General features: G+C 73.5%; 12 protein-coding genes and 1 pseudogene. 9 read left to right on the forward strand and 4 right to left on the reverse strand.

Translation table 11 applies throughout. From position 1 onward, the window contains the following. Window positions 1-8: 8 nt before the first annotated feature. Together V9U70_RS02335 and V9U70_RS02340 are read right to left on the reverse strand one after the other, a co-directional pair. The gene (locus V9U70_RS02335) at window positions 9-290 is read right to left on the reverse strand and encodes an Lrp/AsnC family transcriptional regulator (protein ID WP_003969641.1); all 282 of its coding nucleotides are present in this window, start codon (window positions 288-290) and stop codon (window positions 9-11) included. Continuing rightward, window positions 287-1,077, reverse strand: a pseudogene (locus V9U70_RS02340) (rhomboid family intramembrane serine protease). The gene V9U70_RS02335 and the pseudogene V9U70_RS02340 overlap by 4 nt, the downstream one beginning before the upstream one ends. A 193-nt stretch (window positions 1,078-1,270) precedes the next feature. Here V9U70_RS02340 and V9U70_RS02345 point away from each other — a divergent pair. From V9U70_RS02345 to V9U70_RS02365, 5 genes are all read left to right on the forward strand, one after another. Further along, window positions 1,271-1,513, forward strand: a complete 243-nt coding sequence (locus V9U70_RS02345; protein ID WP_336672724.1) for a hypothetical protein — start codon at window positions 1,271-1,273, stop codon at window positions 1,511-1,513. Between the two features lie 39 nt (window positions 1,514-1,552). Beyond that, complete coding sequence (locus V9U70_RS02350; protein WP_336672725.1) at window positions 1,553-2,914, forward strand: NYN domain-containing protein; 1,362 nt, start codon at window positions 1,553-1,555, stop codon at window positions 2,912-2,914. 279 nt (window positions 2,915-3,193) lie between these two features. Beyond that, on the forward strand, window positions 3,194-4,222 hold the full coding sequence (locus V9U70_RS02355; protein WP_336672726.1) for a C40 family peptidase: 1,029 nt from the start codon (window positions 3,194-3,196) through the stop codon (window positions 4,220-4,222). Window positions 4,223-4,469: 247 nt separating this feature from the next. Further along, window positions 4,470-5,495, forward strand: coding sequence for a C40 family peptidase (locus V9U70_RS02360; RefSeq protein WP_336672727.1), 1,026 nt, complete (start codon window positions 4,470-4,472; stop codon window positions 5,493-5,495). Window positions 5,496-5,553: 58 nt separating this feature from the next. Then, window positions 5,554-6,768 carry a hypothetical protein gene (locus tag V9U70_RS02365; RefSeq protein ID WP_336672728.1) on the forward strand — a complete coding sequence of 405 codons (1,215 nt, stop codon included), beginning with the start codon at window positions 5,554-5,556 and terminating at the stop codon, window positions 6,766-6,768. On the opposite strand, the gene V9U70_RS02370 is transcribed toward V9U70_RS02365, so the two are convergent. Further along, window positions 6,744-8,009 carry a glycosyltransferase 87 family protein gene (locus V9U70_RS02370; RefSeq protein WP_336672729.1) on the reverse strand — a complete coding sequence of 422 codons (1,266 nt, stop codon included), beginning with the start codon at window positions 8,007-8,009 and terminating at the stop codon, window positions 6,744-6,746. The two genes, V9U70_RS02365 and V9U70_RS02370, sit on opposite strands and share 25 nt — an antisense overlap. 104 nt (window positions 8,010-8,113) lie before the next feature. Between V9U70_RS02370 and V9U70_RS02375 the strand changes: the two genes are divergently transcribed. Next, on the forward strand, window positions 8,114-9,256 hold the full coding sequence (locus V9U70_RS02375) for a glycosyltransferase family 4 protein (protein WP_336672730.1): 1,143 nt from the start codon (window positions 8,114-8,116) through the stop codon (window positions 9,254-9,256). A 67-nt stretch (window positions 9,257-9,323) separates the two neighbouring features. Here the strand turns inward: V9U70_RS02375 and V9U70_RS02380 are convergent, their stop codons facing one another. After that, window positions 9,324-11,120: an AMP-dependent synthetase/ligase gene (locus V9U70_RS02380; RefSeq protein WP_336672731.1), complete on the reverse strand. Its 1,797-nt coding sequence runs from the start codon at window positions 11,118-11,120 to the stop codon at window positions 9,324-9,326. A 278-nt stretch (window positions 11,121-11,398) separates the two neighbouring features. Between V9U70_RS02380 and V9U70_RS02385 the strand changes: the two genes are divergently transcribed. The 3 genes from V9U70_RS02385 (at window position 11,399) to V9U70_RS02395 (ending at window position 13,950) form a co-directional block, all read left to right on the forward strand. Continuing rightward, window positions 11,399-12,208 carry a metallophosphoesterase family protein gene (locus tag V9U70_RS02385; protein WP_336672732.1) on the forward strand — a complete coding sequence of 270 codons (810 nt, stop codon included), beginning with the start codon at window positions 11,399-11,401 and terminating at the stop codon, window positions 12,206-12,208. Window positions 12,209-12,295: 87 nt separating this feature from the next. After that, window positions 12,296-12,745 (forward strand): SRPBCC family protein, encoded by a 450-nt coding sequence (locus V9U70_RS02390; protein ID WP_336672733.1) that lies wholly within the window; start codon window positions 12,296-12,298, stop codon window positions 12,743-12,745. 5 nt (window positions 12,746-12,750) lie between these two features. After that, window positions 12,751-13,950, forward strand: a complete 1,200-nt coding sequence (locus V9U70_RS02395) for an ArsA family ATPase (RefSeq protein WP_336672734.1) — start codon at window positions 12,751-12,753, stop codon at window positions 13,948-13,950. The last annotated feature ends 22 nt before the right edge of the window (window positions 13,951-13,972 follow it).

A 13,972-nucleotide genomic window follows, 5' to 3' on the forward strand; every position in this document is an offset into this window, starting at 1 on the left:
CCGACCCGCTAGGCGTCGAGGCCGATGGCGAAGGCGGCTTCCAGGTCGTGCTGGGAGTACGTACGGAACGCCACGTGGGTGTCAGTGCCCTCCACGCCCGGGATCTTGCTGATCCGGCCGGGGATGACATCGGCGAGGTCGTCGTGGCGGGCGACCCGGACCATGGCGATCAGGTCGTAGGTGCCGGTGACGGAGAAGACCTCGCTGACGCTGTCCAGCGCGGCGATGGCCTCAGCGATCTCCGGAATCCGGTCCACGCTGGTCTTGATGAGCACGATCGCGGTGATCACGGCTGGCTTTCTCCCTCGGTGGCCGTGGCTGGAACCCTCACTCTAGAGCCTTCCCTTCGGGGTGCGCCGGGCGAAGGCCCCTGCCCCCGCGCCCGTACCGCGCCCAGGCGCAGAGGAACCCGGCGGCGAATCCGGCGACATGCGCCAGGTAGGCCACCCCCGGACCGCTGCCCGCCCCCTGCGCTGCCGCCCACTGGAGGGCGAACCAGAAGACCAGCACCATCCAGGCGGGGAAGCGCAGCGGCAGGAAGAACAGGAACGGGAACAGGCTGGTCACCCGGGCCTTGGGGAAGAGGTACAGGAACGCCCCGAGCACCGCGGAGATCGCCCCGGAAGCGCCGACCAGCGTCTGCTCGGAGTCCGCGTGCGCCGCCGCGTAGCAGACGAGGGCGACGTACCCGCAGCCCACGTAGAGGCAGAGGAACCGCACCCGGCCCATGCGCTCCTCCGCCATCGCGCCGAAGACGTGGAGGAAGAGCAGGTTCCCCAGCAGGTGCAGCCAGCTGCCGTGCACGAACAGCGCGGTGAACGGCGTGATCAGCGCGTGCGTGGAGCCGTCCCACAGCTCGGCCGGGACGACCCCCCACCGCTCGAAGTACCGGGCCTGCGCGGCGAGCAGCACGTCCTGGCTCCCGTGCGCGGCGCCGGCCCCGGAGAGCGGGCTGACGAGGAAGATCGCGCAGCACAGGGCGATCAGTCCGTACGTGACCGGGGCGCCGTTCGCCGCGGCCGTGCCCCTGATCCTTCCGGCCGTGGTCCGCCAGTCGATCTGCCGCCAGTCGATCATGTACAGAGCATGACGTACCGGTCGAGAACGGGACGGAGCGCCTCGCCGTGCCGGCGCCCGTATGCGAGGCCGTAGGGTTACGCCAGGAATTCCGCAGTTCGACGGCGCACCGCGAGATCCTTGACGTAGGACAGGAAGAGACGCGCCGGGGCGCCCGGCGTGCTCTTCCGCGACGACGAAAGAGGACGCAACGATGACGACGGTTCCCCTGCCGACGGACGGGACCCGCTGGCGCTGCACGCTGTGCGGCAACCTCACGCGCTTCGACGTGACCCGCTCCTCCAAGGTCGTGGAGTACGTCCATCTCGACCTGGCCGGTGAGCCGAGTGTCGAGGAGCGGGACGTGGTCAGTGAGACCATCGAGTCGGTCCGCTGTCGGTGGTGCAACGCGGTGGACCAGATCGAACTGGTGGACAGGCCGGGTGCCGCTTCCTGAGGGAGTGCGCCCACGGACAGATCTATGGGGTGACGGACGGTGGATCAGCCGACCAGCGGCGCCGGACCGGCCGAGGGGGCCGACGGCGCCGCGGAGGTGCTCGGCCGTCCGCTGCCCGAGGGGGTGCGACGACGGGTCGTCGCCCTGGTCTCGGACGCCTTCGGAGGGCTGACCGTCACCGAACTCCCCGCCCAGCTGCGGCAGTATGCCCGTTTCACCCCGTCCCGGCGGGCCAAGTTCGCCGGGAACGCGATGGCCGCCGCCCTGGAGAGCGACGCCCTCTTCCGGCGGCGGATCGGTGAACGGCTGGGCCAGTCCCAGCCGGAGCTGGCCGACGCGTTGAAGGCGGGCGCGCCGCCCGCCGCCGCCGACCCCGTCGATGTGGCAGCCGCCGCGTACGTGCTGCGCCCGGCCGGCTGGGTCAAGCTCGTCGAGGCGGCCGGCGAGGAGGTCCAGCGAGCCGACGCGGAACGGGCGGACGAGGAGAGCCGCCGCGAACTGGAGCGGCTGCGCGAGGAGCTGGAGCGGTCGCGCGCCCAGGCCCGCGGCGAGACCGAGCGGCTGCGCGCCGAGCTGGACGCGGCCCGCAAGGAGGCCGAGTCGCTCCACCGCAAGCTGCGCAGTGCCCTGAGCGAGGTCAAGCGAGGCGAGGCCGCCCTGCGGCGCGGCATCGCCGAAAGCGACGCCGTACGGGCGGAGGCGGCCGCCCGGGTCTCCGCCGCCGAGAGCGAGTCGCGTCGGCTCAAGGGGCGGCTGGGGGAGGCCGAAGCCGCGCTGGAGGCGAGCCGCCGGGCCGCCCGCGAGGGCCGCTCCGTGGAGGACATGCGGCTGCGGCTGCTGCTGGACACGGTGTTGGACGCCGCCTCCGGGCTGCGGCGCGAACTGGCCCTGCCGCCGCTGACCAGCCGCCCGGCCGACAGCGTGGACGCCGTGGAACCGGGTCGGATGTCCCCCAAGGACATCGCCGCCAGGGCTCTTTCCGAGACCGACCCGGCGCTGCTCGACCAGCTGCTGGCGCTGCCGCAGGCACACCTCATCGTGGACGGTTACAACGTCACGAAGACCGGGTATCCCCAGATGCCGCTGGAGAAGCAGCGGTTGCGGCTGCTGGGCGGTCTCTCGGTGCTCGCCGCGCAGACCGGCGCGGAGATGACGTGCGTCTTCGACGGCGCGGAGCTGGCCGCGCCGGTGCTGCTGGCCCCGCCGCGCGGGGTGCGGGTGCTGTTCAGCAAGGCCGGGGTCACGGCGGACGAGCTGATCCGTCAACTGGCCCGCGCGGAACCGCCGGGGCGGCCCGTGGTGGTCGTGTCCACCGACCGGGAGGTGGCGGACGGCGTGGCGAAGGCCGGGGCCAGGCCGGTGGCGTCCGTCTTGCTCCTGAAGCGCCTTTCACGCGTCTAGAGACAGATGTGTGGCATGCCGGATTTCTGGGAACGTACCGTCAAGTCGCTGCTACACGCGGTGCGGCGAGAGTAAAGAAGTGCCAGGTGTGACGAGAAAATTCCTGTGAGGATTTGAACTGATCACAAGTTGGTCACTAGGGTCAGGCCTCGAACCTTCGCACGGTTGACCGTCCATCCGGGGCGGCAGCGAAGGAACCGCCGAGTCCGTGAGTGCACGGAGCCGGGGATCTTCTCCCCACAGCCCGGTAGGCGGCTCAGGAAGAAGGAGCTCGCCTCCGTGGCGTCCCACCGTCGTCCCAAGCAGCCGAGCCGCACTCGCGTGACCGTGATCACCGCGACGGCCGCTGCGGCCGTGGCCCTGACCTCTCAGGCCGCCCAAGCCGACCCCAAGCCGAGCAAGAGCGAAGTCAAGGCGAAGGTCGACAAGCTCTACCACGAGTCCGAGGCCGCCACCGAGAAGTACAACGGCGCCAAGGAGCAGCAGGAGAAGCTCGAAGAGCAGGTCGACGCGCTCCAGGACAAGGTCGCCCGCGGTCAGGACGAGCTCAACACCCTGCGAGGCGAGCTGGGTTCGATCGCCACCGCGCAGTACCGCTCCGGCGGCGTCGACCCCTCGGTCGCCCTCTTCCTCGCCTCTGACCCGGACAGCTTCCTCGACCAGGCCTCCGCGCTCGACCAGCTGACGGTCCAGCAGACGGAGTCGTTGCAGAAGATCCAGGCCAAGCAGCGCACCCTCGCCCAGCAGCGCAAGGAGGCCCAGGACAAGCTCGGCGACCTCGCCGACGTCCGCAAGGCGCTCGGCGAGAACAAGAAGAAGTACCAGGGCAAGCTGGCAGAGGCGCAGCGACTGCTCAACAGCCTGACCGAGGCCGAGCGCGAGAAGATCAAGCAGGAGGAGAACCGCGCCAGCCGCGACTCCACCAAGCGGGTCGAGCTCGGCAACGAGGTCCCCGCCTCGCAGCTCGGCTCCGCCGCCCTCAGCGCCGCGGCCACCCAGGTCGGCAAGCCGTACTACCCCGGCGGCACCGGCCCCGGCTCCTACGACTGCTCCGGGCTGACCCAGTGGGCCTACCGCCAGGCCGGTGTGGACATCACCCGGACCACGTACACCCAGCAGAACGACGGCACGAAGATCGGCCGCAGCCAGCTCAAGCCGGGCGACCTGGTCTTCTTCAACGGCCTGTCGCACGTCGGCTTCTACGCCGGCAACAACCAGATCCTGCACGCCCCGAAGCCGGGCACCGTGGTCCGCTACGAGTCGATGGACTACATGGGCACCTTCCAGTTCGGCGTCCGCATCGGCTGACGCCGCGCGGCGCGCCCGAACGAGGGAATCGCCGCACCGCACACTGACGCCCCGCCCCGCCGGAGACCCGAGGTCACCGGCGGGGCGGCGTCGTCATACCGCCCTCCCGACCCCGGCGCGGTCCTTGGCCTCCGCGTAGTCGGCCGATTACTGTCTGTCTGCTGCGCAGCTCCCGGTCGTCGGTCCGCCCGCCCCGGGCGGCAGGGGCTGCGCTGGACCGCGTCAGCGGAAGGGAGTGCGGCCAACTGTGGTGTCCCATCGCCGTTCCACACCGTCGGGCCTCCAACGGGGCGCCCGCCTCACGGTCGTCACGGCGGCCGCCGCCACCGCGGCGGCGACGCTGACCGGGGCGCCGGCGAGCGCCGACCCACAGGCCGCGAGGGAGAGCGCGCGGGCCGCCGTCGACCGGCTCCGCGGGGAGGCAGAGCAGGCCACCGAGCGGTACAACGAGGCCACGGAGCGGGCGGACCGGCTGCGCGGCGAGGCGGACCGCGCCCAGGACGCCACGGCCCGCGGCCAGGAGCGCGTCAACCGGATGCGGGACGCGCTCGGCGCGATGGCGGGCGCGCAGTACCGCTCCGCAGGGGTCGACCCGGCGCTCGCGCTGCTCCTGTCCGCCGACCCCGACACCTATCTGGAGCGGGCCGCCGCCCTCGACCGGATCGGCGCCCGCCGGGCGACGGCCCTGGACAAGCTCCTGCACGCCCAGCGCAAGGTCGCCCAGACCCGCGCCGAGGCCATCCGGGCCCTGGCAGAGCTGGAGCGCAACCGGGTCGTCGTCACCCGCTACAAGCGCACCGTCGAGTCCAAGCTCCGCCGGGCCCGGGAGCTGCTCGACTCGCTGCCGGCCCGGGAGCGCGCCACCGTCGACCGGGCCTCGCGCTCGGGAGGCGGCCTGCCCGACCTCTCCGGCACGGCCCCCGGCTCGCCCCGCGCGATGGCCGCCGTGGCCGCCGCCCACCGGGCGCTCGGCGCACCGTACGTGTGGGGCGCGGAGGGCCCGTCGGGGTTCGACTGCTCCGGGCTGATGCAGTGGGCCTACGCCCAGGCCGGGGTGAGTCTGCCCCGCACCTCGCAGGCCCAGCGGTACGCGGGCCGCATGGTGCCGCTCTCCCAGGCACTCCCCGGCGACCTGGTCGCCTACCGGTCCGACGCCAGCCACATCGGCATGTACGTGGGGAACGGCCAGGTCATCCACGCCCCCTACCCGGGGGCCGCCGTCCGCTACGACCCGGTCGGCATGATGCCCGTCTCCTCGGTCACCCGGATCTGACCGTACGATCGGCAGGGTGGCCGTACGAAGACGTGACGCGCGGCGGGGAGGCCCCCGCGTGCGGCGGCGTGCGGCGGGGGCGGTCCTCGCCGCCCTGCTGACCGCGTCCGCCTGCACGGCCCCCGCCGACCCGGCCGCCACCCCCACCGCACGGGAGATCGCCGCCGTCCTGGAGGACCGGGCCGCCGCCGTCCTGGAGCACGACGCGGCCGGCTACCTCGCCGCTCTCGACCCCGGCGCGACAGAGCTGCGGACCGCCCAGCGCGGCGAGCTGGCCAACCTCGCCGACGTCCCGCTGAAGTCCTGGACGTACGAGCTCAAGGGCGTCACCGAGAGGGACGGGGGACGGGCCACCGCCGACGTGGAGCTGCGCTACCGCATCGCGGGCTACGACACCGCCCCGGCCGCCGCCCGCCGGACCCTGGAGCTGACCCGGGACGGCGGGCGCTGGCACATCACCGCGGACCGGGCCGCGGAGGGCGCCGCCGGGCAGCTGTGGCAGCAGGGGGACGTCGAGGTGGTCGAGGGCGCCCACAGCATCGTGCTGGGCGTCGAACGGCCCGCGGGGGAGCTGCGCCAGGTGGCCGATGCCGTGGACCTCGCCGTGCCCGCCGTCTCGGACGCCTGGCCCCGGCCCTGGACGCGCCGGGTGGTGGTGCTCGTCCCGGGCTCCGTGCGGGACATGGCGGCCCTGCTGGGCGCGCCGGAGGCCGGCTACCGGGGCATAGCCGCCGTCACCACCGGCGAGGTCGGCGGCACCGGCAGGCGCCCGGCCCTCGCCGACCGGGTCATCGTCAACCCGCAGGCATACGCCGACCTCGGCGGTTTCGGGCAGCGCGTCGTCCTGACCCACGAGACGACCCATGTCGCCACCCGGACCAGCACGTCGACGGCCACCCCCGTCTGGCTGTCGGAGGGCTTCGCCGACTGGGCCGCCTACCGGGGCGAGGACCGTTCCGCCGCGTCGATCGCCCCCGAACTCGCCGCCGCGCTCCGCACCGGCGAAGTCCCCGCCGAGCTCCCCGGCGACCGGGACTTCGGCTTCGACGGCGACCCCGCGAAGCTCGGCCGCGCCTACGAGGGCGGCTGGCTGGCCTGCGCGCTGATCGCGGAACGATGGGGCCGGGAGAAGCTCGTCGCCTTCTACGAGTCCGTCGGCGCGCACCCCCGCCGCGAGGGGGCGGTGGAGCAGGCGATGGACGCGGTGCTCGGCACCACCCTGGAACAGTTCACCGCCGACTGGCGCGACTACCTCGGCGCCCGGCTCGGCTGACCGCCGCGGGCCGGGCGCACCCCGTCCGCCGGCACCGCCGCGCCCCCGCCGCGCGTCCTCGGCGCCGTCGCACGCCACAGCCGCCGGGCGGCGACCAGCGAGGCGGCCGCCAGCAGGCCGTTGCGGACGACCAGCAGCGTCACCCCCCACGCGTCGCTCGCCACCACATGGCCGAAGCCGACCGGGAACTCCAGCAGCGTCACCCCGGCCGCCACCAGGACCAGCACGGCGGGCAGCGTCATCGAGGTGGCCCGGAAGGCCAGGCACACGGCCGCCAGGCCCACCGCCCACACCACGTACTGCGGGCTGATCACCCGGCTGGTGACGGTGAACAGCAGCACCGCGGTGAAGGCCGCGTCGGCCGGCGTGTGCGCCGCGAACGTACGGGCCCGCAGCCGCCACACGACCAGCCATCCCATCGCCGCCACGGCGAGCCCCAGGGCCAGGGTGGAGACCAGCTCCACATACGGGCCGATGAACTCCATCGAGCCGTAGCGCAGCTCCACCCGCCCCTGCCAGCCGAACTGCCGCGCGATGTGGAGGACCAGCGCCCCCAGCGACTCGATCTCGGTGCCCCGGTCCCGCTGGAAGGCCAGGAACGCGAACGCCCCCGGCATCCACAGGGCGAACCCGGCCGCGAGGGCGGCCGCCGTCAGCGCCGCCGACGTCCAGGCCCGCCGCGCGGCACGCCCGGGCCGCACCCCCACGAGCAGCAGCGCGGGCCACCCCTTCAGCAGGGCCCCGAAGGCGGCCAGCGCCCCCAGCACCCCAGGCCGCCGCGCCCCGGCCAGCAGCGCCGCCACCGCGACCGCCGTCACCATCAGGTCGTAGCGGGCGTAACCGGTCGGCCCCACCAGCGGCACCCCCGCGATCCACACCCAGGCGCCCGCCCGCCGCATCCCCGGCCGCCGTCCCGCGTACAGCAGCAGCCCCAGCACCAGCGCGTCGCACAGCAGCACCAGGACGAAGAACGCGCTCGCGTACTCCCAGAACGGCAGCAGCGCCGGGGACAGGACCGCCAGGGCCGCGGCGGGCGGGTACTGCCAGGTGACGTCGTCCAGCGGATACGTCCCGGAGAGCAGCACCTCGTACCAGCCCCGGTAGATCACCGACACGTCCACCGTGACGTCGGGGCCGGGCACCGTGACCACCTTGAACACGCACAGCAGCAGCCACGCCCGGGACACCGCCCACACCGCGTACGGCAGCGGTGCGGCCTTCATGGGTGCTCGCTCTGTCATCGCCGCCCTCATCGTGGTCCTCTGCCCGGGGGCCGGGCGGCCCATGATGCCGGGGCCGGAGGCGGGGAGCGGTGAAGCGCGGCCGTTGGGTACTGTCGGCGACGATGGACAAGACCTTGATCGTGACCAACGACTTCCCGCCGCGCCCGGGCGGCATCCAGGCGTTCCTGCACAACATGGCGCTCCGCCTGGACCCCGGCAGGATCGTCGTCTACGCCTCCACCTGGAAGCGGAGCGCCGAGGGCGCGGAGGCCACCGCGGCCTTCGACGCCGAGCAGCCGTTCCCCGTCGTGCGCGACCGGACGACGATGCTGCTGCCGACCCCGCGCGTCACCCGGCGCGCCGCCGGACTGCTGCGCGAACACGGCTGCACCTCGGTCTGGTTCGGCGCGGCCGCTCCGCTGGGCCTGATGGCCCCGGCCCTGCGGCGTGCGGGCGCGCGGCGGCTGGTCGCCACGACCCACGGGCACGAGGCGGGATGGGCCCAGCTGCCCGCCTCCCGGCGACTGCTGCGCCGGATCGGGGAGGGCACGGACACGGTCACCTATCTCGGCGAGTACACCCGTTCCCGGATCGCCGCCGCCCTCACCCCGGACGCGGCCGCCCGCATGGTGCAGCTGCCGCCCGGCGTCGACGAGAAGACCTTCCACCCGGCGTCCGGCGGCGACCGGGTCCGCGCCCGCCTCGGCCTGTCGGACCGCCCGGTCGTCGTGTGCGTCTCGCGCCTGGTGCCCCGCAAGGGCCAGGACACGCTGATCCTGGCCATGCCCGCGATCCTCGCGCAGGTCCCGGACGCGGTCTTGCTGATCGTCGGCGGCGGCCCGTACGCCGAGGACCTCGCCCGCCTCGCGGCGCAGACCGGGGTGGGGGACTCGGTGCGCTTCACCGGGCCGGTCCCGTGGGCCGAACTGCCCGCGCACTACGGGGCCGGGGACGTCTTCGCGATGCCCTGCCGGACCCGGCGCGGGGGCCTCGACGTGGAGGGCCTCGGCATCGTCTACCTGGAGGCGTCCGCGACCGGGCTGCCCGTGGTGGCCGGCGACTCGGGAGGCGCTCCGGACGCGGTGCTCGACGGCGAGAGCGGCTGGGTGGTGCGCGGCGGCAGCGCGGAGGAGTCGGCGGAGCGGATCGTGACGCTGCTCGGCGACGCGGAGCTGCGGCGGCGGATGGGGGAGCGGGGCCGGGCCTGGGTCGAGGAGAAGTGGCGCTGGGACCTGCTCGCGGAGAAGCTCAGGACGTTGCTGTGAACGACGCGAGGGGCCCGCGCCGGACGGCGCGGGCCCCTCGCGTGCGCGCACGCGGGCGTGCGGCGGATCAGCTGCGGTAGAGCGACTCCACCTCGTCCGCGAAGTCCTTGGCCACCACGTTGCGCTTCAGCTTCAGCGACGGCGTGATGTGCCCGGCCTCCTCGGTGAACTGCGCGGGCAGGACACGGAACCTGCGCACGGACTCGGCCTTGGAGACCGCCGCGTTGCCGTCGTCCACGGCCCGCTGCACCTCGGCCAGCAGCTCGGCGTCCTCGCGTAGCGAGAGCGCCGTCGAACCGGCCGGCTTGCCGTGCTCCTGAGCCCAGCGGCTGAGGAAGTCCTCGTCCAGGGTGACCAGCGCGCCGACGAACGGGCGCCCGTCGCCGACGACCATGCACTCCGCGATCAGGGCGTGCGAGCGGATGCGGTCCTCGATCACGGCCGGCGCGACGTTCTTGCCGCCCGCCGTGACGATGATCTCCTTCTTGCGGCCGGTGATCGAGAGGTAGCCGTCCTCGTCCAGCGTGCCGAGGTCCCCGGTGTGGAACCAGCCGTCGGCCAGCGCCTCGACGGACGCCGTCTCGTTGTTCCAGTAACCGGTGAACAGGTGCTCGCCGTGCAGCAGCACCTCGCCGTCGTCCGCGATGCGCACCACGGAACCGGGCAGCGGCTGGCCGACCGTGCCGATCTTCTGCCGGTCCCACGGGTTGAACGCGGTCGCCGCACAGCTCTCGGTCAGGCCGTAGCCCTCCAGGACCGTGAAGCCGATGCCCCGGAAGAAGTGGCCCAGCCGCTCGCCCAGCGGAGCGCCGCCGGAGATCGCGTGCTCGCCCCGGCCGCCGAGCACCGCGCGCAGCTTGGAGAAGACCAGCTTGTCGAAGATCCTGTGCTTGAGCCGCAGCCCCAGCGAGGGGCCCTGCGGGGTGCTCAGCGCCCGGCTGTAGGCGATCGCCGTGTCGGCCGCCCGGTCGAAGATCTTGCCCTTGCCGTCCGCCTGCGCCTTGGCGCGGGCACCGTTGTAGACCTTCTCGAAGACCCGCGGCACGCCCAGGACCAGCGTGGGGCGGTACGCCGCCAGCTCGTCGGTGAGGTTCTTGATGTCCGGCAGGCAGCCGAGCTTGATCGGGGCCATCACCGACGCCACCTCGACCAGTCGGCCGAAGACGTGGGCGGCGGGCAGGAACAGCAGGATCGCGCAGTCGTCCGTGCGGAAGAGGGGCTTCAGCCGCTCCACCACGTTGCCGCACTCCGCGAAGAAGCTGCGGTGGGTCAGCACGCACCCCTTGGGGCGTCCCGTGGTGCCCGAGGTGTAGACGATGGTCGCGGGGTCGTCCGCCTTGGCGCTGACCATCCGCCGGTCCATCGTCTCGTCCGGGACCTCGGAGCCCGCCTCGCCCAGGGCCTCGACCGCGCCCGCGTCGATCTGCCAGACCCGGGTCAGGTCCGGCAGGGCCCCCCGCACGGACTCCACGGTCGCCGCGTGGGCGTCGGTCTCCACGAAGACCGCCACCGCGCCGGAGTCGCCGAGAATCCACTGCGTCTGCTCGGCGGAGCTGGTCTCGTACACGGGTACGGTCACCGCGCCCGCGCTCCAGATCGCGAAGTCCAGCAGCACCCACTCGTAACGGGTGCGGGACATCAGGGCGATCCGCTCGCCCGGCTGCACCCCCGAGGCGATCAGGCCCTTGGCGACGGCCCTGACCTCGGCCAGGAACCGGACGGCGCTGACGTCCGTCCAGACGCCCTCCACTTTGCGGCTCATCACCGCCAGATCGGGATGCTGAGCGGCATTGCGGCGGATGAGATCCGTCAGGTTGCCGTCCGTCGGGACCTCGTACAGGGCCGGAAGGCTGAACTCGCGCAAGACTGCTGCTCCTCATCGGGCTCCGGTGCCACGGCTCTGTGTGACGCACCGGCTGCGGTCCAAGAGTGGCGGGTGCTCAGCGGGGGTGAGCACGACTGGACTGCCCGGACGTTACCCACCAGTACTCGGTTCCCGATAGGGGGTTCCGGCCAGATGTCTTATGCATCACACATAGGGGTGGCCCTTCGCGCACAGTAGCCCACCCCTTCGGCCACTCGGAAGTAACCGCAGGTCCGGCCGACCTGTTCCGCACCAGGCGCCCCCTCTAGGGTGATCGCATGCGAGGCAGCGAACCGGACAGCAGGAACCCAGCCGCACGGCACTCCACCCGGGTCCACGTGGTCAGCGACGTGCACGGCAACACCGAGGCCCTGGCCCGCGCCGGGGACGGCGCCGACGCCCTGATCTGCCTCGGTGACCTGGTGCTCTTCCTCGACTACGCCGACCACTCGCGCGGCATCTTCCCCGACCTGTTCGGCGCGGAGAACGCCGGCCGCATCGTCGCGCTGCGCACCGCCCGCCGCTTCGAGGAGGCCCGCGCCTTCGGCCGTGCGCTGTGGGCCGGCCGCGACCGCGACACCGAGATCATCGGCGCGGTGCGCAGACAGTACGCCGAACTCTTCGCGGCCTTCCCCACTCCGACGTACGCCACCTACGGCAATGTCGACGTTCCGCGTCTATGGCCCGAGTACGCCCGTCCCGGCACCACCGTGCTCGACGGCGAGCGGGTGGAGATCGGCGGCCGCGTCTTCGGCTTCGTCGGCGGCGGACTGCGGACCCCGATGCACACCCCGTACGAGATCAGCGACGAGGAGTACGCCGCCAAGGTCGCCGCGCTCGGCCCGGTCGACGTGCTCTGCTCGCACATCCCGCCCGACGTGCCCGAGCTGACGTACGACACCGTCGCCCGCCGCTTCGAGCGCGGCAGCCGCGCCCTGCTGGAGGCGATCCGCACCACCCGTCCCCGGTACGCGCTTTTCGGCCATGTTCACCAGCCGTTGGTCCGCCGGATGCGGATCGGGGCCACCGAGTGCGTCAACGTCGGCCACTTCGCCTCCACCGGCAGGCCCTGGGCACTGAGCTGGTGACCGGGCCAGCCGGAGCACGCGATAGCCTGCACGACGGCAGGACTCTGCCGAACGCGACCGGTTACACCGCACTGGAGGGCCACGGCGATGGCTGAACACACCAGCTCGAGCATCACGATCGAGGCGGCGCCGGCCGACGTCATGGGCGTCATCGCCGACTTCGCCCGCTACCCGCAGTGGACCGGCGAGGTCAAGGAGGCCGAGGTCCTCTCCACCGACGACCGGGGCCGCGCCGAGCAGGTCCGCCTCGTCCTGGACGCCGGAGCGATCAAGGACGACCACGTCCTGGCGTACACCTGGACCGGCGAGCGGGAGGTCAGCTGGACCCTCGTCAAGTCCCAGATGCTCCGCTCCCTGGACGGCACGTACGCGCTCACCCCGCTCGGCGGCGGAGAGCGCACAGAGGTCACCTACCGGCTCGCCGTCGACGTCAAGATCCCGCTGCTCGGCATGATCAAGCGCAAGGCGGAGAAGGTCATCATCGACCGGGCCCTCGCCGGGCTGAAGAAGCGCGTCGAATCCGTACCGCAGGGCTGAGAGCCGTGCGTACGGTCCTGGTCACCGGCCCCGGCGGCGCGGGCCGCACCACCGTCGCCGCGGCCACGGCACTGGCCGCCGCCGCGAGCGGCGAGCGCACCCTCCTGGTCTCCGCGACGGCCCCGCCCGGCTTCCCCTCCGGCACGGAGCCCACCGAGGTCACCGACCGTCTCGACCACGCCCGCGTCGACTCCGGCGCGCACTTCCGCGCCGAACTCACCGAGCTCCAGGAGCGCGCCTCCGGCGTCCTGGACCTGCTCGGCGCGGGACGGCTCGACGGCGAGGAGCTGACCGAACTCCCCGGCGCCCCCCAGCTGGCGCTCCTGCACACGCTGCGCCGCGCCGCCGAGGGCGACTGGTCGGCGAACGGCGGCTACGACGTCCTCGTCGTCGACCTCCCGCCGACGGCCGAAGCCATCGCCCTGCTCGCCCTGCCCGGTCAGCTGCGCCGCTACCTGCGCCGGCTGCTGCCCGCGGAACGCCAGGCCGCCCGCGCCCTGCGCCCCGTCCTCGCCCAGCTCGCCGGGGTCCCCATGCCCGCGCAGTGGCTGTACGAGGCCGCCGCCCGCAAGGACGCCGAGCTGGCCGCCGTCCAGGCCCTGATCGAGGACGGCGCCACCACGCTCCGCCTGGTCGCGGAGCCGGGCCCCGCCGCCGCCGACGCCCTGCGCACCGCCCGCACCGGCCTCGCTCTGCACGGGCTGAGCGCCGATCTGCTGGTCGCCTCCCGCGTGCTGCCCCGGCACTCCGGCGACCCGTGGTTCGCCGCGCTCGCCGCCCAGCAGGAGAAGTGCCTCGGCCACTGGCACGCCCAGTGGGCCCCCGGCGTGCCCGTGCACGAGGCCGCCCACCTGGGCCACGACCCCCGCACCCCGCAGGAGCTGGCCGCGCTCAAGGTCCCCGCACCGGACGCGCGGACGCCCGGCAGGGCCGCCGACCCCTGGTGGATCGAGGAGGAGGCGCCGGGCGCGGAGGACGGCCCCGCGGCCCTCGCCTGGTGCCTGCCGCTGCCCGGCGCGGCCAAGGAGGAACTGCGTCTGGTCCGCCGGGGCGACGAACTGCTCCTGACCGTCGGCCCGTTCCACCGCGTCGTGCGGCTCGCCTCCGCGCTGCGCCGCTGCACCGTCTCCGGCGCGGCCCTCGCCGACGGGGTGCTGCGCGTCCGGTTCACCCCGGACCCGGGGCTGTGGCCCCGCACCGACTGAACCGCCCGCGGCCGTTCGGGTA

Origin of the sequence: Streptomyces pratensis, from assembly GCF_037137275.1 — a bacterium.
Classification (GTDB): Bacteria; Actinomycetota; Actinomycetes; order Streptomycetales; family Streptomycetaceae; genus Streptomyces; species Streptomyces pratensis_B.